The sequence below is a fragment of the Nocardia sp. SSK8 genome, from assembly GCF_037034205.1.
GTDB lineage: Bacteria > Actinomycetota > Actinomycetes > Mycobacteriales > Mycobacteriaceae > Nocardia.
In genome coordinates this window covers 368509-394307 of sequence record NZ_JBAGKD010000003.1, presented here as the reverse complement: position 1 = coordinate 394307, position 25799 = coordinate 368509, and the positions used below count along the sequence as shown (strand labels likewise).

Genomic DNA, 25799 nt, shown 5'->3' with positions numbered 1-25799 from the left:
GGGCTTATGGCGCTCTCGATCCCCCGGCTCGGCCGTCGGCCGGTCGATCCGGCCACGGTCGACCGCGTCGTGGCCGACCTGCGGCTGCCCGACGCGATCTTCAAGACCTGCCCGTGGCAGCCGAGGGAGCTGGTGGAAACCGGTCTGCGCCAATGGTTGCGGTGCTGCGGCGCGGCCCTGCGCGACGACCAGGTGATCGGCATGCCCTCGCACGCGGTCGACGAGGCCTGGCACGGGCTGATCCTGTGCACACAGCTCTACGCGCGCTTCTGCGAGCAGGCCTACGGCCGGTTCCTGCACCACTTCCCCGACGGAGTCGGCGAGGCGAACCCGGCGCACGGTTCGATGCACGAGCAGCTCGGCCGCACGGTGGTCGCCTGGTCGATGGTGGCCGAGGCCGGTGAGGAGTGCGTGCTGTGGGATCTGGACCGCCGGGTGGGCGTGGCCGAGCCGTGGGGGGTGGACGCCCGGCACGTCGCCGCCGTCGAGCAGCGACTGCGCCGGGCGTGAACGCCTAGACCAGCTTCATCCGGCGGGCCGCGAAGCGGACGGCGCCGGGGGCGAGCCGGTTGATCCGGTACTGCACCCACGATTCCGGCGTCACCGGCACGATGTCGCGACCGCCGCGCACCGCCTTGACGATCTGCGCGGCGACCCGGTCGGGGGTGTAGCCGCGCCGCTCGTAGAGCTTGTCGAACTTCTGCTGCGCGGCCGCCTCCTCCTGCGCCGAGACGCCCGAGATGCGGGTGGTGGCCACGATATTGGTGTGCACGATGCCGGGGCACACCGTGGAGACGGAGATGCCGCGGTCGGCCAGTTCGGCGCGCAGGCAGTCGGAGAACATGAACACCGCCGACTTGCTGGTGGCGTAGGCGCTCATGTCGCGCTGCGGGCTGTAGGCGGCCATGCTGGACAGGTTCACGATGTGCCCGCCCAGGCCGCGGTCGGCCATGGCGGCACCGAAGGCACGGCAGCCGTTGACCACACCGCCCAGGTTGATCCGCAGCACGCGGTCGAACTCCTCGGACGGGGTGTCGAGGAAGCCACCCGCCTGGCCGACGCCCGCGTTGTTGATCAGCACATCGGGCACGCCGTGCGCGGCGATCACGGTGTCGGCGTGGGCGCGCACGGCCTGCTCGCTGGAGACATCCAGCGCGTAGGAATGCGCGACGCCGCCTTCGGCCGCGACCAGCTCGGCGGTTTGCTTGGCGGCGAGCTCGTTGACATCGGAGACCACCAGTTCGGCGCCCAGGCGCGCGAAGGCCAGCGCGGTCTCGCGGCCGATGCCGCTGCCCGCACCGGTGACGACCACCAGCTTGTGCTCGAATTCCCGTCGGCTGCGGCCGACTTCGGCCCTGGCCAGCCCGCGCGCGACCGGCGCGCCGTCGAGCGCGTCGATCAGCTCGGTGGTGGCGGTGGCCAGCAGTTCCGGATGCGAGAACGGCATCCAGTGCCCGGCGGGCACGTCGCGGCGCCACAGCCGGTCGGTCCACTTGGCCGAATCGTCGTACCCGGCGGGGCGCACGGCCACGTCGCGGCCGGCGACGATCAGCTGCACCGGCACCTGGGTGCGGCGCTCGCGCGGGGCGAGCATGCGCTGGACGATATTGGCGCGGTAGATGAGCAGGCCGTCGACCATGTCGCGGCGGAAGGTGGGGCCCAGCTTCACATTCGCGGTGGGGGTGTCGTTCATCAGCGACACCGCGCGCTGCCAGAGCTTCTCGGTGCCGATGGTGTTGAAGGTGGCGCGCGGCAGGCCCGGGGTCATGAAGAAGAAGGTGTAGGCCGAGGACGCGAGCTGGGTCATCGGCTGCCAGATATTGCGCGGGGTGGGCCGGGAGAGGCGGGCGCGCACCCAGCTGGCCAGGTGATCGAGGTTGGGGCCGGAGACCGAGGTGAACGAGGCGACCCGCTGCGCGGCCTGCGGCTCGCACACCGCCTCCCACACCTGCACCGAACCCCAGTCGTGGGCGAGCACATGGGCGGGACGGTCGGGGCTGACCGCGTCGAGCACGGCATAGAAGTCGCGGGCCAGTTCGTCGAGGCGGAAGTCCTCGGTGCGCTGGGTGCGGGTGGACTCGCCGTGGCCGCGGGTGTCGTAGGCGACCACGTGGAAGCGCTCGGCGAGCAGCGGGATCACCCGGTCCCACAGGTGGTGGGTGTCGGGCCAGCCGTGCACGAGCACCACGGTGTCGGCGGCGGGGTCGCCGTATTCGAACACGGCGAGGTCGAATTCACCGCTGCGGACGGTGCGCTGGTTGGCAGGCCGGGGGCTGTCGGTGGTCATGGTCTGTCGGACTCCTTGTCCAGGAAGCGAACTCACAGGTCGAGCACCAAACGCTCACCGTGGGAACGGGATACGCACGCCAGCAGGGCGCCTGCTGCGTGCTCGTCGTCGGAGAGTACGGACTCGCGATGGTCGGGTTCGCCCGCGCACACCCGCACCACGCAGGTGCGGCAGAAGCCCTGCCTGCACGAGTAGGGCTGATCCGGGCGTTCGGCCAGCACGGCGTCGAGCACGGTCTTGTCCGCCGGGACGGTGATCACCTGTCCGGTGGAGGCGAATTCGATCTCGAAGGCGGTGCCGTCCACCACCGGCGGCGGCGAGAAGCGCTCGAAATGCAGCTCCACCCGCGGCAGCTCGCGGACCGCGGCGACGATGGCCGAGGTCATCGGGGTGGGTCCACAGGCGTAGACCGCGGTGCCCGCGCCGACACCGGGCAGCAGATCGGCGGCGGTGGGCAGGCCGTGTTCGTCGTCGGTGCGCACGGTGACGTGCGGGCCGAAGCTCTCCAGCTCGTCCAGGAACGGGATGGTGTCGCGGCTGCGGCCGCTGTAGACCAGCGTCCAGGGCAGGCCGAGGCGGTGCGCGAGGCGGGCCATCGGCAGGATCGGCGTGATGCCGATGCCACCGGCCACGAAGTGCAGCCGCTGGGCGGGCGAGCCGTGCCCGGGGACCGCGAACGGGAAGGCGTTGCGCGGGCCGCGCACCACGAACCGGCTGCCGACCGGGAGCTCGTCGTGCACTTCGGTCGAGCCGCCGCCCCCGTTCGGGATGCGGCGCACCGCGATCCGATAGGCGCGCTCGTCGGCCGGGTCGCCGCACAGCGAGTACTGGCGCAACCGGCCCGAGGGCAGTTCCAGATCCAGGTGGGCGCCGGGCCGCCAGCGCGGCAGCACCCGGCCGTCCGGTGCTGACAGCCGCAGGCTCACCACGTCCTGGTCGTGGGCCTCGATCCGGCGTTCGGTGACGACCACCGGGAAGCGGCGGTCGTCCACCCGCGGACGCAGGTCGCGGCGGTTGGCCAGGGCGCTCCAGCGCAGGCGGGCCGTGGCGATCGCGTCGAGGAACCGGGTGCCCGGGTCGTGGCGGTGCTTGCCGTAGAGGTCGGCGGGCAGCACCTGGGGGATGTCGCGGGTCGTCACGAGGCCGCCGCGCGGGCCGCGGGCGAGGCGGCCAGGTAGGCCACGGCCTGCGCGGTCGAGCCGACGCTCTCCGGGCTGTAGCCGGGCTGGAAGGTCGACAGCGCGCTGCGCAGCAGCGACGGGATACCCGGCAGGGCACCGCGCCACATCGCGGCGAACACCCCGGCGATCAGCCGCAGGTAGCCGTAGTCGGGCAGCTTGGGGTCCTGGTGCACCAGGAAGCGGGCACCGCGCACCAGCAGGGCGATGAAGATCGGGAACACCAGCGTCATCGACGCGCAGCGCCGCGCGTAGCCGACACCGAAGTACTCGGCGACATCGTGGGCGACATTGCGGTGCTCGACCTCTTCGGCGCCGTGCCAGCGGAACAGGTCGGCCATATTGGGGTCGGCGCCGAACTTCTCCAGGTCGGCGTTGATCACCCAGTCGCCCAGCCAGGCGAAGAAGTGCTCGAGACAGGCGATGAAGGCCAGCCGTTCCACCAGCATCTGACGGGCGGCGCGGTCGTCACCGCCGCGCGGGCCCAGCGTCTTACGGAACAGGTATTCCATCTGGCGCACGTACGGGCCGCTGTCGATGTCGTTGGCCGTGAAGACGTCGTGCAGGACCTTCTCATGGGTCTCCGCGTGCATGGACTCCTGCCCGATGAAGCCGAGCATGTCCTCGCGCAGCTTCTCGTCCTTGACGTAGGGCAGGGCCTCGCGATAGGTCGCGATGAACATGCGCTCGCCCTCGGGCAGCAGCATGTTGAGAGCGCAGATCAGATGGCCCGCGATCGGCTCCTCGGGCATCCACTGCAGCGCTACGTCCGACCAGTCGAAGCGCACGTTGCGTGCGTGCAGCGCGACCTGGCCCGGATCCGTCTCCGGGCGTGATGCTGCCCGGCGAAGTAGCTTCATCGGTACTCCTCGTCCTCCCCGCACGGCTCCCGGCCGGGCGCCGGGCGCATCGGTGCGCCGGTCCTGCGGTAGCCCCAATGATACATGTATGTAGTATTCGAGGTAACACCTATTTTCCTGCGATTTTCCCCTTCGACAGGAGGGTGGCGGGGTCCCAGCGCCCGCCGCGACCCCGGGTCAGCGGGTAGCAGGCCAAGCCGAGGGCAGCCGCGGACGCGTGCCCGATATCGGTGAAGGTGCGGTGCAGGAAGATCGGCGGGAGCACCACCGCCGCGAGGCCGACCAGATACAGCAGCCGCCACGGCCACACCAGCCGGTAGGCCAGGACCGCGGCGACTCCGGCCAGCGCGTAGCTCACGCCCACGTCAAGGGTGAACATCGCCTGTTCCGGGGCGTGCCCGCGCCGGATGGCCCACAGCAGCACGCCCTGACTCAGATAGGTGGCTCCGACGTGCGCGACTGCCGCGACCACCAGCCAGCGCACGGTACCCAGCCAGCGTTCGGCATTGGCGTGGAACAGGGTGAACAGCACCGCGTAGCCGAACCAGCCGCCGCCGTCGGTCCAGAACGCGCTACCGATCAGGACGCGGACCGGGTCCTCGCCGAGGTGGTGCAGGTTGGTCGAGCGGTGCCCCAGCCAGGCCCTGGCCTCCTCCGGTGGCAGCCGGGCGATGATCAGTGTGGTCACCGCGAGCGCGGCCAGCCAGAGATAGGTCCCCGGCGCGCTGCGCACCCACCGCCCGGCCGCCGCGACCGCCGAGCCGATCCGCGCCGGTATCCGGCCCGATGTCGCCACCAGGTCAGTGTGCCAGGGGTGCGGCCCGCGCGAGCGGCACCGGGACCGGGCGAGCCATCCCGGAAACACCGCACCCCGCCTCGAACCGGCGAGGCGGGGTGCGGCGGACGGAGGTCACCAGCCGGGATCGGTATCCAGGGGGATATTGATCCAGCTCGGGCGGGCCGGGTCCAGCTCGAGGTGCTGGGTGCGCAGGCCGCTCTCGTTCAGCAAGGGCCGCAGCGGGATTCCGCTGGGGAAGTTGCCCGCGAAGACGTCGACGCGCAGCCGGTGACCCGGTTGCAGCACGCCGTCGGTGGCGCGGATGCCGATATCGAGGGTGGTCGGCTCGCCGGGCACGATCGGCTGACGGGTGTCCAGGGTGAGGTACGGGTACGGATCGGTGTAGTCACCGTTGGCCGAGCGGCGCGACTTGCCCTCGTCGACCGCGCGCAGCGAGGCCATCAGCTGGCCCTGCGACCACACCGTGGAGGTGCCGTCGGGGGCGACATCGTTGACCGTCACCGTCCAGTAGCCGTCGGTGGCGTCGAGCACGGTGTTCAGGTGCGCGGCGATCTCGCCGGAGATCCGGGTCGGCTGGGTGACCGGCGCGGTGGTGAAGGTCAGCGCGGCGCCCTCGCTGATCCGGGCGTCCTTGGCGCAGATGTCCGGCAGCGGGATCAGCCCGGCCGTGCCTTGAGCGGCGTCACGCGAGCAGATGGTGGTCAGGCTCGGGTCGACCGAGACACGCTGGGCGCCACCGGGTGCGGTGACCAGGCTGCCGTCGAACCGGGCACCGGGCGCGGTCCCCGAGGGCGCCGGGTCGAGGTACATGCGGCGGTAGTCCATGCCGGGGCGCGGGAAGGCCACGTCGCGGGTCCACTGATCGCTGCCCTGCTGCCACAGGGTGACCGGGTCGTAGCGGTCGATGCCGTTGTCGATCCCCTTGAGCCACTTGTCGAACCAGGCCCGTTGCAGCGATTCCAGCGGCGCGGGCGCGCCCGGCTGACCCAGCCCCGAGCTCACGGTGACGTGGTAGACGTCGCCCATGATGAGCTTCTTCTGCTCGGCGGGCACGTTCACCGCGTTGTAGATGCGCGGGGTGGAGTAGGTGAAGATGTCGTGCCAGCCGCCGTAGAGGAAGGTGGGCACCTGCACCTGGTCGGGCTGACCCACCCAGGCGGTGCGCAGCGGGCTCTGGTCGTCGAGGATGGTCGCCATCTCCGGTGGGATCTGGTCGATGCTCGGCGTGGTCAGCGCGGCGATGAGGACATTGAAGAAGGTGAACGGGTCGCGCAGGCGGTCACCGAGCCAGGTCCAGTCGAACTTGCCGGAGAAGATCGACACCAGATCCGGCAGCAGCTTGGTGCCGTCGACCGCGAGCAGCCAGGCCGGGATGAAGCCGATGCCGAGTGCGCCACCGGGGGCGGCGACATCGCGGATCAGGTCGCTACCGGGCACGATCGGGAAGATCGCCTTGAGCGCCGCGGGATGGCGCTGGGCGGTGTGGAGCTGGTTGATCCCCGAGTAGGAGATGCCGCTCATGCCGATCTTGCCGTCGGACCAGCCCTGCGCGGCGGCCCAGTCGACCACCTCGACGCCGTCGAGCTGTTCGCGCTCACCGAAGACCTGCCAGGTGCCCTGCGAGAACCCGGTGCCGCGCACGTCGACCACGACCTGGGTGTAGCCGCCGCGGATGAGATTGCGGTCCACGCCGAAGGTGCGGGCGGCGCCGCCGGGCAGCGCGTTCATCATGTCGCTGAGGCTGCTGAAGCCGAAGGCCGAGAAGTCCAGGTTCTGCAGGATCGGCAGCAGCACCTCGGACAGACCCGGCACGGCCAGCGCCGAGTCGGCGATGTTCGACACCAGCTTGGTGTAGGGCGTCATATTGACGATCGTGGGTGTCGGCTCACTGATCGGCTGCCCGTCCGCACCGGCGGGGTGATAGACGTTGGCTTTCAATACCGTTCCGTCGCTCATCGTGATGGGGACATCCCATTCGATGAAGACGTTCGGGTACTGCTGCGGTCCGTTATGGGTGGCGACGAACTGCGCGTCCAGCCCCTCGGCGGCCGGTGTGGCCAGTCCGACCGGCGCGGATGCGACTGCCCCCAGGAACACGACGACGGATGCGACCAGCGCAGCCACTCGCCCACGATGTTTGATCATGCTTCGGTCTCAGCCCTCCACCATCGGGAACCACGACGTTCCCATACCGGGAAGTAACGTAGCCTGCGTCACGGACGATCGCAAGAACATGTTCTCGGCCACTTCTTCTCGGCGCCAGCCGACACCCCGTGATCCGCACCCGCCACAATCGGCGCTGTGACAGTGGATCGCGAGACCGATGGTCGCCGGTACCGGGGCGCGGCCCCCGGGCAACGTCAGCAGGATCGCCGGGCCCGGCTGGTGGAGGCGGCCACCGAGGCCTTCGGCACCGAGGGCTACCGCAACACCACGGTGACCACGATCTGCGGCAGCGCCGGGGTCGGCAAGCGGTACTTCTACGAATCCTTCACCGACAGTGAGGATCTGCTGCTCGAGGTGTATCGCGAGGTCACCGCGCGAATGCTGGAGGCGCTGCATCGCGGCCTCGGCGAGACCGGGACCGACCTCGACACCCAGGTGCGGATCGCGCTCACCGCGTACTTCCAGCTCATCCACGACGACCCGCGGGTGCCCCGGATCGCCTTCTTCGAGATCCTCGGGGTGAGTCCCGCGGTCGACCGCGCCTATCACGAGGTGCTCGACGCGCTGGTCGACATCTGCCTGGCGCTGGTCACCCCGCACGTCGACTCGGCCGCGCACCCCGAAGCGAGTGTGCGCACGGTCCTGTACGGATTGGTCGGCGCGGTGCTGATCATCGCGCAGAAGTGGGTGCTCGACGAGTACCGGGCGCCGCTCGGCGATGTGGTCGACAGCTCGTGCCTGGTGGTCGGCGCGGTGCTGGGCCGGATCGGCCCGACCGCCGGATAGCGTTGCGGCGGTGGGGGTTCAGCGCAGCAGGGCGGCGATGACGTCCTGGCCGAGCCGTTCGGCGTTCTGCCCGGCGGTGCGGCCCTCGGCGGCGCGGATCAGCGGATCGGCGGCCGCGTACAGCTGGTTCTCCGCCACGGTGCCCACGGCCCGGCGGGGCGTCCAGGACGCAGTGCCGAGGGGTGATCGACGGTGTCCATGGTTCGCCGCTCCGAACGCCGATCCCGGCGATCCGGCAGCGGGCGACCGGCTAGCGTTGACGCCGACGTCGAAGTCGAACTGAGGAGGTCCGCATGCCCGACACCGTCCGCGGAGTCATCGCCCGCGCCAAGGACGCGCCGGTCGAAACGGTCGATATCGTGATTCCCGATCCCGGTCCGCACGATGTGGTGGTGCGCGTGCGGGCGTGCGGCGTCTGCCACACCGACCTGCACTACCGCGAGGGCGGGATCAACGACGAGTTCCCGTTCCTGCTCGGGCACGAGGCCGCCGGTGTGGTGGAGTCGGTCGGTGCCGCGGTCACCCATGTCGCCGAGGGCGATTACGTGGTGCTCAACTGGCGCGCGGTCTGCGGCGAATGCCGGGCCTGCAAGCGCGGGCGGCCGTGGTACTGCTTCGACACCCACAACGCCAGCGTCCCGATGACGCTCACCGACGGCACCCCGCTCACCCCCGCCCTGGGTGTCGGCGCCTTCGCCGACAAGACCCTCGTGCACGAAAGGCAGTGCACCAAGGTCGATCCCGAGACCGACCCGGCCGTGGCGGGCCTGCTCGGCTGCGGCGTGATGGCCGGAATCGGCGCGGCCATGAACACCGGCGCGGTCTCGCGCGGCGACAGCGTCGCGGTGATCGGCTGCGGCGGCGTGGGCGACGCGGCCATCGCGGGCGCGCGTCTCGCGGGCGCGGGCACCATCATCGCGATCGACCGGGACACCCGAAAACTGGAGTGGGCCAAGGATTTCGGCGCCACCCACACCATCGACGCCACGACGGGCGATGTGGTCGAGCAGATCAAGGAACTCACCGACGGCTTCGGCGCGGACGTGGTGATCGACGCGGTCGGCAGGCCGGAGACCTGGAAGCAGGCCTTCTACGGCCGCGATCTCGCGGGCACCGTCGTGCTCGTCGGCGTCCCGACGCCGGAGATGACCCTGGACATGCCGCTGATCGATCTGTTCTCGCACGGCGGCTCGCTCAAGTCGTCCTGGTACGGCGACTGCCTGCCCGAGCGCGACTTCCCCATGCTGATCGACCTGCACCGCCAGGGCCGCCTGCCGCTGGACCGGTTCGTCACCGAGCGGATCGGGATCGACGAGGTCGAGCAGGCCTTCGCCGCCATGGGCGCGGGCAAGGTGCTGCGGTCGGTGGTGGTCTGGTGAGTGCCCGCATCGATCGGGTGGTCACCTCGGGCACCTTCGCGCTCGACGGCGGCACCTGGGCGGTCGACAACAATGTGTGGCTGATCGGCGACGACACCGAGGTGCTCGTCGTCGACGCCGCCCACGACGCCGACGCCATCGCCGCGGCGGTCGGCACCCGGCACGTCACCGCGATCCTGTGCACGCACGGCCACAACGATCACGTGACCGTCGCCCCGGAACTGTCGAAGCGCCTCGACGCCCCGATCCTGCTGCACCCCGGCGACGACCCGCTGTGGCGGATGACCCACCCCGACGAGACCTACCGCTCGCTCGCGGACACCGACCGGATCACGGTGGCGGGCACCGATATCGACCTGCTGCACACCCCCGGCCACTCCCCCGGCTCGGTCTCACTGCACCTGCCCGAGCTGGCGGCGCTGTTCACCGGCGACACCCTGTTCGCCGGCGGCCCCGGCGCCACCGGCCGCTCGTTCTCGGACTTCGGCACGATCATCGACTCGATCCGCGACCGGCTGCTCACCCTGCCGGAAGAGACGGTCGTGCACACCGGCCACGGTGACACCACCACGATCGGTGCCGAGAAGCCCGCGCTGGCCGACTGGATCGCCCGAGGGCACTGACCGGCCGGACACCCCGGATCGCGTCGACGGTGACATAGACGGCCAGCGCGAAGAACGACCACGCGATGATCCGCGGTGCGATCCGCTCCCGCGTTCGTGGGCCCGGGCCCAGCACACCGGTTTCGGTCATCAGCGGCCGTCTCGCGTCCCGGCGTCCGGGCAGCACGCCGGATCGACCGCCAGCACCGGCCCGACCAGATCCAGGGCTGTCGCGAGCGCTTACGGGATCGGCTTGTGGGCCAGGACGCGGAAGGTCATGCCCGCGCGGCCGGTGCGGTGGGTCTCGTCGATGACGAAGCCTGCCGCGGTGAGGTAGCGGACCGGGTCGCGCAGGAGGTGGTCGGCGCCGAACCGGACCGACAGTGGTTGCGCGAGACGCTGGGCGGCGCGGGCCAGGACCGAGGTGGCGGGGCCGTGTTCGGCGAGGACGAAGCGGCCACCGGGGGTCAGGACGCGGAAGGCCTCGGCGGCGGCGCGCCCGGGGTCGGGGATGGTGCAGAAGGTATAGGTGGAGACGACGGTGTCGGCGCTGTCGTCGGGGAGGTCCAGCTCCTGGACGTCGCCCCGACGCAGCTCGGCACGGGTGAGACCGAGGGCGGCGGCGCGGCGGCGGGCGACCTCGAGCATGCCCGGGGACAGGTCGATGCCGGTGATCCGGTCGACGTCGGGGCCGTAGTGCGGCAGGTTGAGGCCGGTGCCCACGGCGATCTCGACCACCCGGCCGCGCGCGTGCCCGATCACCCAGGTGCGGGCGTCACCGAGCACCACGCGCTCGAACCAGCCGATCTGCCGGTCGTAGTTCGGGGCGTAGCGGTCGAAGATGGCGGCGATCTCGTCGGTGCCGGGCTGCCTCATGGTGCGCCTCTCTCGCGGGCCTGGACCCCAGTGTGCCCCGACGCCGCGCCCGCGACATCGGGGAACACCCTGATTCGGCGCGTCGCCTCAGAGCCGGAAGAGCCGCCCGCTCACACCCCAGCCCGCGCTGACCCAGCCGGGCCCGATGCAGCCGACGGTGGCCGACTGGCCGACCGGCAGGTCCCGGCGCACGGTGTACTGGCCGAGGGCGGGCGGCAGCGTGCTGAAGTCGTAACCGAGGCAGTCGATCTCGATGCGGTAGGTACCCGGTTCACCCTGGCACTGCCCGTTGAACGCCCAGGGACCGTTCATCGACCCCTGGCAGCCGGGGTCGGCGGCGGCGGTGCCGGAGGCCAGACCCGTGAGTGCCACCGCGACCGCGGGGACCGCCAGACACATCGCCAGTGCTCGAGCCGAGGTTCGCATACCGTCTCCGATCGTTGTTCCCGCTTACTTTCTTGTCATGGGATGTATGCCCGCCACCCCGCGGCTCGTTACAGCGCCGCCTCCGTCGGGCTAGGTCACCCGGACGGCCGCCGCGCTCAGCGCCGCCACCAGCGACAGTCCCGCGTACCCGGCCCGGCCTATCTCGGCCACGGCGGCGTCGAGGATCAGCTGTTCGCGCTGCCCTTCTTCGCGGTGTTCATCGCGATCGAGGCGGTGAGTCTGCGGCACGCGCACGCCGAGGAGTCCCCGCGCGCGTACTCACCGATCGACACCCGCACCAGTCAATCTTCGGGGCGCCGCTGGCCACTGTTGGGCTTCGCGCCGTGGACGATCTACGTGGCCTTCGCGCTGAACCTGATCTACCAGTTCTTCACCCACACCGAGACCATCGGAAAGCTCTGGCGCCCGGTCGAATTCGTGCTCAACACCCCGTCGCACCACCGGGTGCACCACGGCAGCGATCCGGAGTACCTGGACCGCGACTACGGCGGCATCCTGAGCATCTGGGACCGGATGTTCGGCACCTTCCAGCGGGAACTGCACACCCCCACCTACGGGCTCACCACCCCGGTCGGCACCTACAATCTGCTGCGCCTGCAGTACCACGAGTACGGCAACATCATTCGCGACGTGCGGGGCGCCACCCGCTGGCGGGACCGGCTGGGATATGTGTTCGCCCCGCCCGGCTGGCAGCCCGCGGGCAAGGCAGGCACCGCGCCGCGCACGCCGGAACAGCAAGCGGCGTGAGCGGCTGGTCCCGCCGTGCCGAATGCCACGGCGGGACCACCGGATCAGCCGCGAATACCGCGTCCGGTGAGCATGCGCACGCACAGCCGCAGGAACCGCCACAGGCCCGGCAGGGTGCCGCGCCGGGTGAGCACCGTGGTGACGGTGCTGGTGGTGGGCTCCGGGAGCGGGCGCCCGGCGAAGCGGTCGGCGAGCCAGTCGAACATCATCGGGGCGGCGAAGATCGCGAGGGTGAGGTGTTCGCTGAGCCGGTCACGCAGATAGGTGACGTGCGCGCCCGCCGCGCGGTAGCGCTGCACCTGGCCGTCGACATCGTCCACCGAGATGACCGGGTCGCCGATGCTCTGCACGACCAGCATCGGCATGGTCGGGGTGTGCAGCCCGAGCTGCAGGCTCCGCAGCAGTTCGACGATCTGCGGCCGGGCCAGCACATCGGCGAGCGGGGTCGTCAGCATCGAGTCCCAGTCCATCTTGGGCGCGCTGAGCACGGCGCCCACCGTGGTCCGGTCGGCCAGCGCGTTCAGCCGGCGCTGCGCGGCAGTGGTGGTGGTTTCGGTCAGGGCGTCGTCGAGCGCCGGGAAGACCCGGCGCATCCCGGCCACCACCATCCCGGGCAGGCCCGAGAACACTGATCCGTTCAGCCGCAGGAAGGTCGAGGCCGGATCGCCCACCGGCGAGCCCGCCGCGGCACCCACGATGTTCAGCTCGGGGGCGTAGGTGTCGGCCATCTCGGCGGTCCAGGAGGTGGCCATGCCCCCACCGGAGTAGCCGAACAGGCCGACCCGCGTCGCCGGATCGAGGTCCAGTTCGCCGAAATTCAAGGTGGCCCTGATGCCGTCGAGCGAGCGGTAGCCCGGTTCACGGGGCGCGCCGAACACGCCGAGCATGCCCTCGTGGTCGGGCACGGCGACGATCCAGCCCCGTTCGAGCGCGCCGCCGATCAGGAACAGCTCGAACTGCGGCACCGCGCCGAGCGCGCGGGCGCCCTTGCGCAGCGCGTAGGACGGGAAGCACTGCGAGGACACCGCGTCGATCGCGCACTGGAAGCTCACCACCCGGTCGGGGCCGTCCGTGGCCCGCGGCGGCACCAGTACGGTCACCACCGTGGAATCGGGACGGCCGTCGAGATCGGTGGTCCGATAGAGCAACTGCCAGGCCGTGAACGAGGACTGCCGGATCAGCCCGAAGGCACCGATGGTGACCGGCCGGGTGTGCAGGATCGTGCCGGGCGCCGCCGCTTCCCAGCCGCGCGGCGGGGTATGGAACGGATCGTCCTCGGGTCGCAGTGTCACCACGGGGTGCGGGAAAATCCGCGGCTCCACCGGCGCGCGGTCGTCGTAGACGTCGACATTGACGGTCATCTCGGGTCCTTCCTGGCCGGGAACCGCCCTTGGTCCCGGTGTCGGTAGCGAGCCGCGCAGCGCCGTTCCGGCACCGAAACACACACGGCCTCACCAAGATTGTTCGGGAACCGAGTGGTTGCTGTCACTGTACGAATGGGAGAATCCGGACCCCTGGATTGCTCACATATCCCGATTTCCGGCCCCGGTGGCGCGGGCCCGCAGCGCGGCGAACATCGCCCGATCGTGCGAGCTGAACACCGTCAGCCGGGGATCGCGCCCGGTGAGGTCGGCCAGCGCGCGGGTGTTGTGCCAGCGGGCCAGCGCCGCGCGCGGTCCCGGATCGCCGTAGGCGGTCATCGCGAGCCGGCGCAGCGGGACGTCGAGATCGCGCCGGGTGAGGAAGGCGTCGCCGGCGTGCAGCAGCCAGCCCGCCGGGGTGTTCACGGCGACGCCCACGTGCCCCCTGGTGTGCCCGTAGAGCGGCACGACGAGGATGTCGTCGCCGAGCCCGGGCAGCTCACGGATCGCGTTCAGACCCAGCCAGGTGTCGGAACCGTTCGCTTCGTTGACGACCCAGCGCGGGCCGTGCGCCCACTGCGCGGGCCGATAGCGCGGCCGCTCGGTCCAGCGCGGCGTTTGCGCGGCCCGCAGCTCCGGCCCGTGCACGTGGACACGCGCGTCCGGGAAATCGGCGAGGCCGCCCGCGTGGTCGAGGTCGAGATGGGTCAGCACGATATCGCTGACGTCGGCGGCGCGGTAGCCGAGCCGTTCGACCTGGGCGCGCGCGGTGGTGTCGTGGTCGATCCGCAGGCCGAGCACGCGCCGGACCGGGCCGAGCCTGCGCGCGGGGTCGGTGACGTCCTGGGTGCCGAATCCGGTGTCGACCAGGATCAACCGGCGGTCGGTCGCGATCAGCAGGCAGTGATCGACCAGGCCACCGACCATCGGGCCGCAGTCGAGATGATGGACGCGCACGGCTACTTCAGCGGCAGCGCGCCACCGGCGCCGCCCACATCGATGACCTGCCAGCCCTTGCCCGCGTCGACGGTGACCGCGTAGTGCACGGTGGTGCGGGTCTTGTCCGGGGTCTGCGCGCTGGTGGAGTCCACGTCGACGAACACGTCGACCTGATACACCCCCGACGATTCCGAGGCGACCTTCGCGCTGGACGCGGTGCCCTCCGAGGCCCACTGCATCGGCACCAGGATCTCGGTCAGTTTCGGTGCGGTGGCGTCGAACTTGGCCGCCAGCTCCGTCGAGGTGCCCGCCTTGAGCCTGCCGACCCAGGAATTCACGTCGCGGTAGTCGACCCGCGAGGCGCCGACGGCGTAGTCGGTGGCCACCCGCTCGGCGTGTGCCGCGTCGGCCGCGCCCTGCCGCTCGGTGTTCAGGTCGGCGCGGGTGTTCCACCACAGCGCCGCGAAGCACACGGCCGCGAGCACGCACAGCGCGGTCAGCGCGGTGGTCAGCAGGGTCGACACGGGCACGGTCACCTGCCGTCCCCCGGCCGGGCCGGGGCGCGGCTCGTCCTCGGCTGCCGGGGCGGGGGTGTCCAGGGTCTGTGTACTCATCCGATTACCTCGATTGCCTTGCTATTTGACGTTGATCCGGAGGTGCAGCGCCCCGGCGGGGGCGCTGGCGGCGGCCGCCGAGCCGATCAGCGCGCCCAGGTCCAGTCCGCTCGCCGCTGCGGTGGCGGCGTCGGCGAGCGGTTGCAGCGCCGGGGCCAGCGGCGCGAGTTCGGGTCCCGCGCGGTCGATCCAGTCGGTGAGCTGGTCCAGGAACGGGACCAGTCCGTGGCCCTCGACGTACATCTCCGGCGTGTTCCCGGTCCGCACCAGCCGATCGACCGCCTCGGCGATCTCGTCGACCCGCTCACCGAACTCGACGAACTTCGGCGCCGCGGCCTCGAACGAGGGTCCGGCCCAGGCCATGTCGGGGGTGATCCGCTCGAAATCGGTGAGCAGCTCGCCGTAGGTGGCCGCGCGGCTCATCAACATGGCCGCCACCAGGTCACCGGCCCGCGCCAGCCGCGGCACCAGCTGCCCGGTGTCGCGCAGGGCGGCCTCGGCCGTGCCGACCAGCCGGTCGAGGATCTGCGGATCGAGCTGGTCCAGCGCCGCGGTGATCATCCGGGCCACCTCCGCGATCGGCATGGGTGCGCGGATCCGCTCCCCCGCCAGCCTCTGCCCGTCGCTCAGGTAGGGCCCGCCACGGGAGCTCGGCGCGAACACCACATAGGGCTCGCCCAGGCCGGACATCGCTTCGATGAACACCGTGCTGTCGACGGGGATCTCGTAGCGCCGATCGACGCTGAACCGCACCTCGACGTGGTCGCGCGCGCGGCGCACCCCCGTCACCGAGCCGACCTCGACCCCGCGCAGCAGGATCGGCGAACCCGGGAGCAGCCCGGCCGAATCCGGCAGTTCCATGGTGGCCGAGAGCTGTTCGCGCAGTGGGTCGTAGCGCACCACGCCGAAGGTCAGGTAGCCGACCCCGACCAGCGAGATCACCAGGATGCCGAGCATCGAGATCAGCGGGCCGCGCTTCATCGCACCGCGCCGATCATCCGCAGCGCCTGGGTGATCGAGGCGACCTGGTCCTCGGTGCCCGCCGGTCCGTCCGGGCTCGTGCCGACGCGCGCGCCGGTGATGTTCACCTTCGGCCCGCGTTCGACGAACGGGATGATCCGGTCGCGGATCAGCGCCACCAGCGCGTTGAGATTCGACGGCGCCGACAGATCCAGCGGCCTGCCGGTCAGCGCCAGCGGCACGAACGCCCTGGCCGCGGCGTCACCGGAGGCGGCCAGCGGGGCCAGCCACGCCAGCGAGTGCGCCACGGCGCCCAGCGCGCCGAGCACCCCGACCACATTGACGATCGAGGCGACCGCGGCCGAGGCCTGCGCGACACCGGGTTCGGTGAGCAGCTCGGCGAGCTGCTCCTTGCGCGACTCGACGGTGCCGACCGTGCGGCTCATCCCGCCGAGCAGCGCGTCGACGGCGTGCAGGTTCCCCGCGAGGTCCTGCAGGTCGGTGCCGATCACCTGGGCGATCCGCCGGGTCTCGGCCGGATCGTCCGGGGCCACGGCGTTGAGCTGGTCGACGATGTCCTGGAAGCGGGTGATCGCCCCGCCCTGGACCAGGGTGGACAGTCCGGCGAGGGTGTCCTCGATCTGGGCGGCCGGGCGGGTGCGCTCGCGCGGGATCACGCCGCCGGGGCCGAGCACCGGCGCGGAGGTGTCCGTGGTGGCGGTGAGTTCGATGTGGATGTCGCCGAGCACCGTGTTCTGGCGCAGCTGGGCGACAGTGTCGGTGCGCAGCACCACCGAATCGGTGATGTCGGTGGTCACGACGACATAGCCGCCGGGCGGCTCGTCGACCACCTCGACCCGCGACACCGTCCCGACCCGCACGCCGTCGGCCATCACCTTCGCCCTGGCGGGCAGATTGAGCGCGTTCGCGAATTCGATCCGCACCGGATAGGTCTCCCCGGCGGGGCCGGAGCCCGGGACCGGAATCGCGGCGGGGTCGAAGCCGCAGCCGGTCAGCGCGAGCACGGCGGTGCAGCCCAGCACCGCCACCGCCCGCCGCCGGCGTGCCCCGATCGAGTACTTCATCGGCCTCCTGCCAATCCGAATACCACCCGCGACAGCGGGATCCGCGCGGGATCGCACTGCGGATCACCGTCGAGCGCGCACAGTTCGGCCGCGAGCTCCGGCGGCAGCGCGACCCGCGGGCCGAGGTAGTCCACACCGCGCGCCGGGTCGGTGGCCGTCGTGGCCGCCGCGGCCAGCACAGGCACCCGCACGGCGATATCGCGCAGGGTGTCCACATTGACCCGGATCAGCCGCACCAACGGCACCGTGGCGTCGAGCACCCGGAAGATCGGGTCACCGAACAGCGTGGTGATCTCGTTGAGCATCGGCAGCACCCGCTGGAAACCGTCGATGATCTCCACGGTGCGGCTGAACAATTCGTTGTTGACCTGGTCGAGCACGGTGGCCAGCCGGGTCAGCATGAGCCGGATGTCACCCCACCGGTCGGCCACGCTGCCCGAGATCGCGGCGAGCGAGTCGAGGATGCCGCCCAGGTGCGCGATGGCGGCGTCGGGACTGTCCAGCAGCGCGGCCAGATCGGCGATCCCGGTATTGATGTCGGGCCCGGTCCCGGCCGTCGCGGTGTCGAGCGCGGCCAGCCCGCGGCGCAGCGCGTCGCCGGTGCCGGAGTCGGTGCCGAGGGTCTGGCGGGCCAGCCCGGCGACCGCGTCGAGGGTCTGGGTGATGCTCTTGGGCGTGAGCGTCCGGGTGATGCACCCGTTGGCGTCGCGCTGTCCGGCGGGATCGCCGCCGGGCAGCACCGCCAGTTCCCGGTCGGCGACGATCGTGTCGGACACGGTCACGGCCGCGGCGTCGGCGGGCACGGGATGGCGCTCGTCGACAGCGAAGTCGACCCGCACCGCCTCGCCCTGCGGGTCGATCGCGGTGACCTCCCCGACGGACATCCCGCGCAGCGTGACGTGATTGCCCACGTAGAGCCCGATGGTGTCGGGCAGCATCGCGCAGTAGGCCTTGGTCGTCACCGGCGGCCGCAGGACCAGCAGGTAGAGCGCGGCGGCCAGGATCGCCACCGTGCCAGTGGCGACGACGGAGACGAACCCGCGCGAGGAAACCAGCCTGCGCAGCATCAGCACACCCTTCCCGGCACCGGCACACACACCGGGCCGTCCACCGTGGCCGCCGACTGGTCCACGACCACCGTTCCCGGCATCGGCACCAGCGCGCCGAGCTGCTGGGCCAGCGCGTGCACCCCGTCGATGACCGGCTGCAAGCGGTCACCGAGCGCGATGAGCTCGGGCACGGCGTCGGCGAGCTTGCGCGCCAGCGGCGCCCCGGTCGATTCCCAGCTGGGCTGGAGACCGGCCAGGCGGCTCACCACCCGATCGAGTTGTTCGACCGCCAGCCGCACCTCGTTGCGCTTGTCGGCCAGCACGGTCTCCAGCAGCGAGATCTTCTCGACGAGCCTGCCCAGCTCACCGCGGGCCAGATCGACCGCGCCGAGCTGTTCGTCGGCGATCGAGATCGCCGCGGCGACGTCGGCGCGCTGGCGATCCAGCGCGGCCACGAACTGCCCGATCCCGGCGACGGTGTCGCGGATCCCGTCCGGGCTCGCGGTGATCGAGGTGCTCAGCGCCTCGAGATTCGCGCGCAACCGGTCACCGTCGATCGCCGCGACCGGCGCCACGGCGTCCTGGAACGCCTGGGCCAGGTTGTAGGGCAGGCGTACCCGGTCAGCGGGGATCGGCGTATCACCCAGCGGGCGCGTGCCCGCCGGAACCAGCGCGACATAGTGCCCGCCGACGATGGTGAGCATCCGGATGTCGAGTCCGGTCTCGGCGCCGACGAAGACATCGCTGTCCACGGTGAAGCGCATCTCCACGTCGTCGTCGGTGAGCTCGAGCCCGGTCACCGACCCGACCGGCACACCGGCCAGCCGCACATCGTCGCCGACCTGCACCGACTGCGCCTCGGGCAGCAACGCGGTATAGGTCCGCTTGCCGAAGGGCACCGCATACAGCACAGCGACCGCGAGCAGGCCGACGACCAGCGCCACGATGCCTGCCACGCCGACCCACAGTTCGGTGCGCCGGATGGCGGACGCGTCCCGGCTCGTCGCCAGCGCGCGCGCCCGGGCGATCATCCCGGTCAGCCTCGACATATCGACACCTGCTGTCCAGCGAAGAGGATGGCGGCGGGGGCGGGCACGTCGGCTTCGCCCTTGGCACAGGTCTTCTCGACGGCCGTGCCGGTGGCGGGCAGCGCCGCGCGCAGGCCCGCGAGCAGCGAGGGCAGCTTGCCGAGGACTTCGGCGACCGCGGCCGGGTCGGGCACAGCCTGGGCCAGCGCCGCGGCCAGGTCGGGGTTCTCGTTCTCGGTCAGGCCGAGGGTCGCCATCAGCGAGTCGACCGGGCCGAGTACCGGTGGTGCCGTGAGCGCGAAGTCGACCAGGCCGTCGATCTTGATCTGCAGCGAGGTGAACACGTCGGCCAGCTTCGACAGCAGGGTCACCAAGTGCTGGGATCGGCCGCCGAGCGCGTCGGAGATGTTCGCGAGATTGCTGATCAGTGTGGTGATCACGGCCTGCCGGTCGGTGACGTACCCGCTGAGCGTGCCGATGGCCGCCAGCGCCGGGCCGATGCCGTCGCCGTCGCCCTCGATCACCGCGAGCAGGCTGGTGGTGAACTGGTTCAGCGCCTCCGGCGAGAGGGTCGCCAGCACCGGCTTCAAACCGTTGAACAGCGCCGTCACATCGAAGGACGGAATCGTGCGATCGGTGCCGATGGTGCCGCCCGCCGGGGTGGTCCCGGACGGTGCCTCGGGCTGCTGCAGGTCGACATAGCGCTGGCCGGTCAGATTCTGGTACCGGATCGCCAGGCGCGAATTGCCGTGCACCGCGGTGCCGGTGCGCACCGTGAAGCCGACCACGGCCTCGGTGCCGCGCAGCGAGATGTCGTTCACCTTGCCGACCTGCACGCCGTAGAGGCGGATGTCGTCGCCGGTCTTCAGGCCGTTCACGTCGGTGAACACGGCCCGGTAGGCCACCGTGTCCCCGGCGACCGGGCGCTGGATGGCGGTGATCACCAGCCCCAGCACCGCGATCATCGCCGCGGCGAAGATCACCAGGCGCCAGGCGGATCCACGAACCGAGGTCACCGCGGAACCCCCTGACCGGCCAGCAGCGGGATCATCGGCACCGGGGCGATGCGCAGATCCACGTCGACGTTCAGCACCGGGCCGGCGTCGGAATCGGTGAACGCCGAGCGCAGGTTCGCCAGCAGCGCGGTCACTTCCGCGCTGCTGCGCTGGGGGTCGGGCACGGCGTTCGCCACCGCCGACAGCAGCGGCACCGCCATCGCGGCGTAGGCCGGGAACTGGTCGCCCGCGTGGTTCATCATCGTCTGCAGGGCCGGGAACAGCTGTTCCACCACCATGTTCACGGTGGCGTCGAACCGCGGCCGGTTCTCGCGCAGGGCGTCGATCCGGTAGACGCGATCGATCACGTCGACGGTGGCACCGGCGAACGGCGCGACCCCGCCCAGTGCCCCGCCGAGCTGTTCGAGCTGGAACGACGGCGACATGGTCTGGTGGTCGGCGATGGTGCGCGCGGTGACCACCATGGCCTGCAGCAGCGGTGTGAAGGCGCGGGTGTCGGTGGCGAGCTGATCGAGCACCACCGCGACGCGGGCGGCCAGCGCCTGGTCACCGACCGTGGACAGGCCACGCAGCAGCGAGCCCATCGTCGCGTCGACGGCGTCCCCGGCGCGCGGGCCGGTCAGGTCGACCACCGAACCCGCGCGCAACGGCGCCCCGCCACGGCCGGGCCGCAGCTGGATCTCGCTGATGCCGAACAGGTTCGAGGTGGCGTAGTCGACGGTCATGCTGTCATCGATGCCGGCGAGCTGGTCGCCGTCCACGTCCAGGGTGATGGTCTGTTTCCCCGGCGCGAGCGGGGCGATCTCGGTGACCTCCCCGACCAGCACCCCGTCCGCGCGCACCCGCGTGCCGACGACGATGCCGTCGCCGAGCCGCTCGGTGCGCAGCACGATCTCGGTGCCCGCGATCTCGTCATCGCGCGTGGCGACCTGCCAGCCCAGCAGCCCGGCCGCGACGGCGACGACGGTCACCGCGCCCACCACGATCGCCGCGCGCCGCCCGATGGACACCCCTGGCAATCCGTAATTCGGCATCCCCTACCCCGTGAAATCGATGGCGGAGTTGAAACCCCACAGCGCGATGGACAACAACATGTCGATGGCGATGATCGCGACGAAACTGGCGCGCACCGCCCGGCCGGAGGCGATGCCGACGCCCTGCGGTCCCCCGGCGGCGAAAAAGCCGTAGTAGCACTGGATCAGGATCACCACGGTCGCGAAGATCGCGACCTTCACCACCGCGGCGACGATGTCGAACCCGGTGACGAACTGGAAGAAATAATGGTCGTAGACACCCGCCGACTGGCCGTGGACCATGGTGATCACCGCCCGGCAGGACAGATACGACAGGATCAGCCCGATCAGGAAGGTCGGGATGATCGCGATCGCCCCGGCGATGACGCGGGTGGTGACCACGAACGGGATCGAGCGCAGGCCCAGCGCCTCGATGGCGTCGATCTCCTCGGAGATCCGCATGGAGCCGATCTCGGCGGTCATCCGGCAGCCCGCCTGCGCGGCGAAGCCGATGGCCGCCGCGATGGGCGCGAGCTCACGGGTGGTGGCGTAGGCCGAGATCAGCCCGGTGACCGGGCCCATGCCGAGCATGTTCAGGGTGGCGAAGGATTCCACCGCCACCGAACCGCCCATGGCCAGGCCGAGCACGATCATCATCGGCACCGTGCCGCCACCGACGATCACCGAGCCACTGCCCCAGGTCATGCCGGAGATGGAGCGCATGGTCTCGGCGCGGTAGCGGCGCAGGGTCAGCGGGATGGCCGAGAGCGCCTGCCAGACGAAAACCAGGGCGAAGCCGAGGTTTTCCAGCGGGCGGGTCGGCCCGCCGTCGCGGCGCCAGCGGTCGATGCGGCCCAGGCCGAAGGGCGCGTAGGAAGAACTCATGCCAGCCTCGTCGGCAGGAACATGGCGGTCACCTGGGTGATCGCGAGATTGACCACGACGATGCAGACCACCGAGAGCACCACCGAGGCGTTCACCGCGTCGGCCACCCCGCGCGGACCGCCCTTGGCCTCCAGGCCGCGCTGACAGGCGATCATTACCACCAGGAACCCGAAGATCACCGCCTTGACCAGCGAGACCCACACATCGGCGACGGTGGTGAAGGAGCCGAAGGTGGCCCAGTAGCTGCCCGGCGTCACGTTCTGCCCGCCGATCGCCACCAGGTATCCGGCCAGCACGCCGACGAAGATGATCAGGATGTTCAGCAGCGGCGCGACCAGGACCATGGCGATCATCCGCGGGATCACCAGCCGGTGCACCGGGCTGATGCCCATGGTGTGCAGCGCGTCGATCTCCTCGCGGATGGTGCGCGCGCCGAGGTCGGCGGCGATGGCCGAGGCGCCCGCGCCACCGAGCAGGAAGCCGGTGGCCATGGGCGCGCCCTGCTTGATCACGCCGAGGCCGCCGGTGGCGCCGAGCAGCGAATCCGCGCCGAGGGTGTGGATGAGATTGCCCACCTGCACCGAGACGATCACCCCGAACGGCACCGCCATCAGGATCGCGGGAATCGCGGTGACCGTCACCAGTCGCCAGGCCTGGGTGAGGATCTCGCGCCACTGCAGCTTGCGGGCGGCGACATCGGTGCAGGCCCCGAGCACCGAGGTGACCGCGAGCACCACCGCGCGGCCGAGCGTGCGGACCGACGAGCCGAGGGTGTCGGCGAGATTGCCGCCGAGCAGCTTGGGCAGTCCGGGTGGTTCGATCCGGGGCGGCGGGGTTGTCGATATTCCGCTGCGGAGGTCGTCCTCCAATGCTTCGGTGCCTTCCCCTCGAAAACCACCCGAATTGTGACCCGGGCCATAACCGTGAACGATGTTCGAATCTATGGAAGTGCTCGAGCCCTTGTCACTGCACGATGTCGAGAACATGCCGGTGCCGTCTTTGTCTCACGGCACTAATCGGTCCGTTCACCGGCTGTGTACTGCCACCAGCAATTTCAATGGTCAACTGACCAGCTGACGAAGATTGTGCGGCAGCCTCGTCAGCGGTCACAATCGGCGGATGCAGTCCGCCCGGCCACTGAGCCTCGACACCCCACTCATCACTCGCACCATTCCGCAACTGGCCGGGTTCGCCAGCGAGTTGATGGACGCGGGTCTCGCGCAGATCCCCGGGACCGAGCAGTTGCCACCCGGCCATTTCGCCGACGATGTCGTTCCGGCGATCGTCGCGGTGGTGGGCGAGATCCTGCGGGCGATCGACGAGCAACGCGAACTCGACGTCGACGAGATCACCGCGCTGGTGGCCCCGATCGTCGAACGGCAGGCCGAGGAACGCATTCCGCTGCGAATCGCACTGAAGGCGTTCTTCGGCGGTGTGCACCGGCTCTGGCAGGAGATCGGCGCCCAGGCGCGGCCCGAGGATCTGGCCGATCTGGTGACCGTGACGAGGCTGCTGCTCGATCTACTCGAGCACCTCAACATCATCATCGCCGAGACCCACGCCGAGGTCGTCCAGTCGATCTTCGGTACCGAGCGCGAGGCCCTGCGCGAGCTGTCCTCGGCGCTGCTGCACGGCGGTTCGGCCGAGGAGTTGGCCGTGCGCGCCGATATCGCGCTCGCCGACGAATACGACCTGCTCGCGGTGCGAGTGCCCGCGGGCGACCGCCGGGTCGCGCTGGCCGAGAACGCCATTACCCGCAGGCGCGTCCGGCTGGCCAGGGAGATCCTCGACGATCTGTCCGGATTGAGCCCGCTGCACACCTTCGACGGCACGACCGGCTACGTGCTGCTGCCCCCGCCCGCCGACGGCTCCGACGCCGTGCGCTACCACGCGCTGGCCACCGACCTGGCCCGCCAGCTCGATACCGCCGTCGTGGTGATCGAAGTCCACTCCGTGGCGCGGGCCCGGCTCCCCGAAGCGGTCAAGGAGATCACCGAACTCGCCGAGCTGGCCCTGAGCCTGGGCAAGCCCTCGGGCACCTACACCCTCGACGACCTGATGCTCGAATACCAGCTCACCCGCCCCGGCCCGGCTCGCGACCGGCTGGCAACCCGGGTGCTCCCGCTGCTCGAACACCCCCATCTACTGGAGGCCCTGCAGGCCCATATCCGCTACGGCTGGGACCGCAAACGCGCGGCCGAGGCGGTGCATCTGCATCCGAACAGCTTCAGCTACCGCTTGCGCCGGGTCGCGGATCTGACCGGATTCGATCCGTCCGATCCCTACGATTCGCGCATGCTGGCCGCCGCGTTGACCGTGTACGAACTCTTTCCGCCGACGGGCGTTTCCGACCACGAATAGCGGCCCGGAGTTTCGTTCTCGGCGACAAACACGGACGGCCCCTTTCTCCGTCGCGTGCAGTGACAAGCGCGATTTCCCGATTCGATACTGGTCCTTCGACGATCCGAAGGAGAGTTTCCCCTTGTCCGACGCCAATACGGTCCTGCTCGCCGAGCTCGGCGGCGAACCGGCCGACGTCATCTCGCGGCTCACCCAGGAGGAAGCGGTCACGGTACTCACGCTCTTCCTGAGCACCCGGCAGCGACGGCGCACCGAACTCGACACCGCGATCGACGACATTCTCGGCTTCCTGCCGAGGCTCGTGCGTATTCCCGCCCGCAAGATCATGTTCGGAAAGTAGCCATGACCGATCTGCTCACCCACGGCCAGCTCCACCTGCTCACGCAGACCCTGCGCGCCGAACCCGCCCAGCTCGCCGACCTCACCCGGCTCGGTGCCGACGACCTGCGCGCGCTGCGGGAACGGTTGTCGAGCTTGCTCTTCGACGCCGACGAACCCGTCTTCGCCCGCCTGTCCAAGCTGGCTCCGCTGGTTCCCAACGCGCTGCTGGTCAAGATCGCCGTCGCCGTGGTGCCGCCCGAGGTGGCCGGTCGCGCGGGCGGTTCGCTCGGCTTGGCCCATCCGGACCGGATCGCCGACGTACTGACCGCGCTGCCCGCGCCCTACCTCGCCGATTCCGCACCTCACATGGATCCGCGTACGGTCGCCGCGCTCGCGCCCCGGCTCACCGGCGCGATGCTGATCCCCACCGCCGTCGAGCTGCTGCGCCGCCAGAACTACCCGACCGCGGGCCGCTTCGTCGAGTTCGCCACCGACGCTCTGGTCGACGACCTGGAGCAGGGCATCGCCGACGACATCGGCCTGCTGCGCACGGTGGCGATCATCCCCGATGCCGGGCGCCTCGACGCGGTGGTGCGACGGCTGCCGATCGCCCGGTGCGAGACCATCATCCGCGCCGCCGCCCCCGCGACCGACGAGACACTGCCCGCCACCCTCTCGGTGCTGGCCCGGCTCGGCGACGACCTGCGCGCGCACCTGGCCACCACGCTGATCGACAGCCTCGATGCCGATCAGCTGCGCGGTTTCGTCTCCGCGGCCGTGGACCACGGCGCCCTCGCGGAGTTGTTCACCGTGCTCGCGGCCACCGGCCCCGAGCGCCGCGACCGCGTCGCCGAGCTGCTCGAGTCCGCACCGGAGCTGGCCACCGCCCTCACCGACGCGGCCGCGGCCGCCGATCTCCGGGGCAGCCTGGACGAGTTGCGCGCCTTGCGATCCTGAGACCGTTTGCGGGCCGCTCCGCGCGCGGCGAACCGGCCCGGAGACGAAAGATGCCGTCGGCGAAGATCCTTCGCCGACGGCAT

26 protein-coding genes are annotated in these 25799 nt (G+C 70.7%); 8 read left to right on the top strand and 18 right to left on the bottom strand.

Annotated features, from left to right (window positions below; genetic code table 11):
• Positions 1 to 6: 6 nt before the first annotated feature.
• On the top strand, positions 7 to 510 hold the full coding sequence (locus tag WA675_RS08605; RefSeq protein WP_336083400.1) for a hypothetical protein: 504 nt from the start codon (positions 7 to 9) through the stop codon (positions 508 to 510).
• A gap of 4 nt (positions 511 to 514) precedes the next feature.
• On the opposite strand, the gene WA675_RS08600 is transcribed toward WA675_RS08605, so the two are convergent.
• From WA675_RS08600 to WA675_RS08580, 5 genes are all read right to left on the bottom strand, one after another.
• A complete protein-coding gene (locus WA675_RS08600; RefSeq protein WP_336083398.1) occupies positions 515 to 2287 on the bottom strand; it encodes an SDR family oxidoreductase in 1773 nt (590 codons plus the stop codon).
• A 32-nt stretch (positions 2288 to 2319) separates the two neighbouring features.
• Positions 2320 to 3426 carry a PDR/VanB family oxidoreductase gene (locus WA675_RS08595; RefSeq protein WP_442945575.1) on the bottom strand — a complete coding sequence of 369 codons (1107 nt, stop codon included), beginning with the start codon at positions 3424 to 3426 and terminating at the stop codon, positions 2320 to 2322.
• The gene (locus WA675_RS08590) at positions 3423 to 4325 is read right to left on the bottom strand and encodes a metal-dependent hydrolase (RefSeq protein WP_336083396.1); all 903 of its coding nucleotides are present in this window, start codon (positions 4323 to 4325) and stop codon (positions 3423 to 3425) included. The genes WA675_RS08595 and WA675_RS08590 overlap by 4 nt, the downstream gene beginning before the upstream one ends.
• Positions 4326 to 4434: 109 nt before the next feature.
• Complete coding sequence (locus tag WA675_RS08585) at positions 4435 to 5121, bottom strand: rhomboid-like protein (RefSeq protein ID WP_336083394.1); 687 nt, start codon at positions 5119 to 5121, stop codon at positions 4435 to 4437.
• 114 nt (positions 5122 to 5235) lie between these two features.
• A complete protein-coding gene (locus WA675_RS08580) occupies positions 5236 to 7269 on the bottom strand; it encodes a CocE/NonD family hydrolase (RefSeq protein ID WP_336083393.1) in 2034 nt (677 codons plus the stop codon).
• Positions 7270 to 7425: 156 nt separating this feature from the next.
• Here WA675_RS08580 and WA675_RS08575 point away from each other — a divergent pair, with 156 nt between their 5' ends.
• The 3 genes from WA675_RS08575 to WA675_RS08565 all read left to right on the top strand — a co-directional run bounded on the left by WA675_RS08575 (position 7426) and on the right by WA675_RS08565 (position 10078).
• Positions 7426 to 8076, top strand: coding sequence for a TetR/AcrR family transcriptional regulator (locus tag WA675_RS08575; RefSeq protein WP_336083391.1), 651 nt, complete (start codon positions 7426 to 7428; stop codon positions 8074 to 8076).
• A gap of 293 nt (positions 8077 to 8369) precedes the next feature.
• On the top strand, positions 8370 to 9455 hold the full coding sequence (locus WA675_RS08570; protein ID WP_336083389.1) for an S-(hydroxymethyl)mycothiol dehydrogenase: 1086 nt from the start codon (positions 8370 to 8372) through the stop codon (positions 9453 to 9455).
• Positions 9452 to 10078: an MBL fold metallo-hydrolase gene (locus WA675_RS08565; protein ID WP_442945574.1), complete on the top strand. Its 627-nt coding sequence runs from the start codon at positions 9452 to 9454 to the stop codon at positions 10076 to 10078. Before WA675_RS08570 ends, WA675_RS08565 begins: the two co-directional genes overlap by 4 nt.
• Positions 10079 to 10297: 219 nt before the next feature.
• On the opposite strand, the gene WA675_RS08560 is transcribed toward WA675_RS08565, so the two are convergent.
• Positions 10298 to 10933: a class I SAM-dependent methyltransferase gene (locus tag WA675_RS08560; RefSeq protein ID WP_336083387.1), complete on the bottom strand. Its 636-nt coding sequence runs from the start codon at positions 10931 to 10933 to the stop codon at positions 10298 to 10300.
• 87 nt (positions 10934 to 11020) lie between these two features.
• On the bottom strand, positions 11021 to 11359 hold the full coding sequence (locus WA675_RS08555; RefSeq protein WP_336083385.1) for a hypothetical protein: 339 nt from the start codon (positions 11357 to 11359) through the stop codon (positions 11021 to 11023).
• Between the two features lie 42 nt (positions 11360 to 11401).
• Here WA675_RS08555 and WA675_RS08550 point away from each other — a divergent pair, with 42 nt between their 5' ends.
• Positions 11402 to 12127, top strand: coding sequence for a sterol desaturase family protein (locus WA675_RS08550; protein WP_336083383.1), 726 nt, complete (start codon positions 11402 to 11404; stop codon positions 12125 to 12127).
• Between the two features lie 44 nt (positions 12128 to 12171).
• Here WA675_RS08550 and WA675_RS08545 read toward each other — a convergent pair whose 3' ends face one another.
• The 11 genes from WA675_RS08545 to WA675_RS08495 all read right to left on the bottom strand — a co-directional run bounded on the left by WA675_RS08545 (position 12172) and on the right by WA675_RS08495 (position 22898).
• On the bottom strand, positions 12172 to 13488 hold the full coding sequence (locus WA675_RS08545) for a lipase family protein (RefSeq protein WP_336083381.1): 1317 nt from the start codon (positions 13486 to 13488) through the stop codon (positions 12172 to 12174).
• Positions 13489 to 13650: 162 nt separating this feature from the next.
• Positions 13651 to 14445: an MBL fold metallo-hydrolase gene (locus WA675_RS08540; RefSeq protein WP_336083379.1), complete on the bottom strand. Its 795-nt coding sequence runs from the start codon at positions 14443 to 14445 to the stop codon at positions 13651 to 13653.
• Between the two features lie 2 nt (positions 14446 to 14447).
• Positions 14448 to 15041, bottom strand: a complete 594-nt coding sequence (locus tag WA675_RS08535) for a hypothetical protein (protein ID WP_336083377.1) — start codon at positions 15039 to 15041, stop codon at positions 14448 to 14450.
• 21 nt (positions 15042 to 15062) lie between these two features.
• Complete coding sequence (locus WA675_RS08530) at positions 15063 to 16022, bottom strand: MlaD family protein (protein ID WP_336083376.1); 960 nt, start codon at positions 16020 to 16022, stop codon at positions 15063 to 15065.
• On the bottom strand, positions 16019 to 17086 hold the full coding sequence (locus WA675_RS08525) for an MlaD family protein (RefSeq protein ID WP_336083374.1): 1068 nt from the start codon (positions 17084 to 17086) through the stop codon (positions 16019 to 16021). The genes WA675_RS08530 and WA675_RS08525 overlap by 4 nt, the downstream gene beginning before the upstream one ends.
• The gene (locus tag WA675_RS08520; protein ID WP_336083372.1) at positions 17083 to 18153 is read right to left on the bottom strand and encodes an MlaD family protein; all 1071 of its coding nucleotides are present in this window, start codon (positions 18151 to 18153) and stop codon (positions 17083 to 17085) included. Before WA675_RS08520 ends, WA675_RS08525 begins: the two co-directional genes overlap by 4 nt.
• The gene (locus WA675_RS08515) at positions 18153 to 19184 is read right to left on the bottom strand and encodes an MlaD family protein (protein WP_336083370.1); all 1032 of its coding nucleotides are present in this window, start codon (positions 19182 to 19184) and stop codon (positions 18153 to 18155) included. The genes WA675_RS08520 and WA675_RS08515 overlap by 1 nt, the downstream gene beginning before the upstream one ends.
• The gene (locus tag WA675_RS08510; protein WP_336083369.1) at positions 19172 to 20179 is read right to left on the bottom strand and encodes an MCE family protein; all 1008 of its coding nucleotides are present in this window, start codon (positions 20177 to 20179) and stop codon (positions 19172 to 19174) included. Before WA675_RS08510 ends, WA675_RS08515 begins: the two co-directional genes overlap by 13 nt.
• A complete protein-coding gene (locus WA675_RS08505) occupies positions 20176 to 21189 on the bottom strand; it encodes an MlaD family protein (RefSeq protein ID WP_336083367.1) in 1014 nt (337 codons plus the stop codon). The genes WA675_RS08510 and WA675_RS08505 overlap by 4 nt, the downstream gene beginning before the upstream one ends.
• Positions 21190 to 21216: 27 nt before the next feature.
• Positions 21217 to 22077 carry an ABC transporter permease gene (locus tag WA675_RS08500; RefSeq protein ID WP_336083365.1) on the bottom strand — a complete coding sequence of 287 codons (861 nt, stop codon included), beginning with the start codon at positions 22075 to 22077 and terminating at the stop codon, positions 21217 to 21219.
• Entirely contained in the window at positions 22074 to 22898 is an 825-nt protein-coding gene (locus tag WA675_RS08495; RefSeq protein ID WP_336083609.1) for an MlaE family ABC transporter permease, read from the bottom strand. The genes WA675_RS08500 and WA675_RS08495 overlap by 4 nt, the downstream gene beginning before the upstream one ends.
• 298 nt (positions 22899 to 23196) lie before the next feature.
• On the opposite strand from WA675_RS08495, the gene WA675_RS08490 reads away from it, so the two are divergent.
• From WA675_RS08490 to WA675_RS08480, 3 genes are all read left to right on the top strand, one after another.
• Positions 23197 to 24438, top strand: coding sequence for a PucR family transcriptional regulator (locus tag WA675_RS08490; protein ID WP_336083364.1), 1242 nt, complete (start codon positions 23197 to 23199; stop codon positions 24436 to 24438).
• A gap of 121 nt (positions 24439 to 24559) precedes the next feature.
• A complete protein-coding gene (locus tag WA675_RS08485; protein ID WP_336083362.1) occupies positions 24560 to 24778 on the top strand; it encodes a hypothetical protein in 219 nt (72 codons plus the stop codon).
• A 2-nt stretch (positions 24779 to 24780) separates the two neighbouring features.
• Positions 24781 to 25716 (top strand): hypothetical protein, encoded by a 936-nt coding sequence (locus WA675_RS08480; RefSeq protein WP_336083360.1) that lies wholly within the window; start codon positions 24781 to 24783, stop codon positions 25714 to 25716.
• Positions 25717 to 25799 lie beyond the last annotated feature (83 nt).

What these genes read in the sequence shown, in the direction of transcription:
- WA675_RS08605 (WP_336083400.1), top strand. Translation starts at nt 7, where the DNA reads ATGGCGCTCTCGATCCCCCGGCTCGGCCGTCGGCCGGTCGATCCGGCC.
- WA675_RS08600 (WP_336083398.1), bottom strand. Translation starts at nt 2,287, where the DNA reads ATGACCACCGACAGCCCCCGGCCTGCCAACCAGCGCACCGTCCGCAGC.
- WA675_RS08590 (WP_336083396.1), bottom strand. Translation starts at nt 4,325, where the DNA reads ATGAAGCTACTTCGCCGGGCAGCATCACGCCCGGAGACGGATCCGGGC.
- WA675_RS08580 (WP_336083393.1), bottom strand. Translation starts at nt 7,269, where the DNA reads ATGATCAAACATCGTGGGCGAGTGGCTGCGCTGGTCGCATCCGTCGTC.
- WA675_RS08570 (WP_336083389.1), top strand. Translation starts at nt 8,370, where the DNA reads ATGCCCGACACCGTCCGCGGAGTCATCGCCCGCGCCAAGGACGCGCCG.
- WA675_RS08560 (WP_336083387.1), bottom strand. Translation starts at nt 10,933, where the DNA reads ATGAGGCAGCCCGGCACCGACGAGATCGCCGCCATCTTCGACCGCTAC.
- WA675_RS08555 (WP_336083385.1), bottom strand. Translation starts at nt 11,359, where the DNA reads ATGCGAACCTCGGCTCGAGCACTGGCGATGTGTCTGGCGGTCCCCGCG.
- WA675_RS08550 (WP_336083383.1), top strand. Translation starts at nt 11,402, where the DNA reads ATGTATGCCCGCCACCCCGCGGCTCGTTACAGCGCCGCCTCCGTCGGG.
- WA675_RS08545 (WP_336083381.1), bottom strand. Translation starts at nt 13,488, where the DNA reads ATGACCGTCAATGTCGACGTCTACGACGACCGCGCGCCGGTGGAGCCG.
- WA675_RS08535 (WP_336083377.1), bottom strand. Translation starts at nt 15,041, where the DNA reads ATGAGTACACAGACCCTGGACACCCCCGCCCCGGCAGCCGAGGACGAG.
- WA675_RS08530 (WP_336083376.1), bottom strand. Translation starts at nt 16,022, where the DNA reads ATGAAGCGCGGCCCGCTGATCTCGATGCTCGGCATCCTGGTGATCTCG.
- WA675_RS08525 (WP_336083374.1), bottom strand. Translation starts at nt 17,086, where the DNA reads ATGAAGTACTCGATCGGGGCACGCCGGCGGCGGGCGGTGGCGGTGCTG.
- WA675_RS08520 (WP_336083372.1), bottom strand. Translation starts at nt 18,153, where the DNA reads ATGCTGCGCAGGCTGGTTTCCTCGCGCGGGTTCGTCTCCGTCGTCGCC.
- WA675_RS08515 (WP_336083370.1), bottom strand. Translation starts at nt 19,184, where the DNA reads ATGTCGAGGCTGACCGGGATGATCGCCCGGGCGCGCGCGCTGGCGACG.
- WA675_RS08500 (WP_336083365.1), bottom strand. Translation starts at nt 22,077, where the DNA reads ATGAGTTCTTCCTACGCGCCCTTCGGCCTGGGCCGCATCGACCGCTGG.
- WA675_RS08490 (WP_336083364.1), top strand. Translation starts at nt 23,197, where the DNA reads ATGCAGTCCGCCCGGCCACTGAGCCTCGACACCCCACTCATCACTCGC.
- WA675_RS08480 (WP_336083360.1), top strand. Translation starts at nt 24,781, where the DNA reads ATGACCGATCTGCTCACCCACGGCCAGCTCCACCTGCTCACGCAGACC.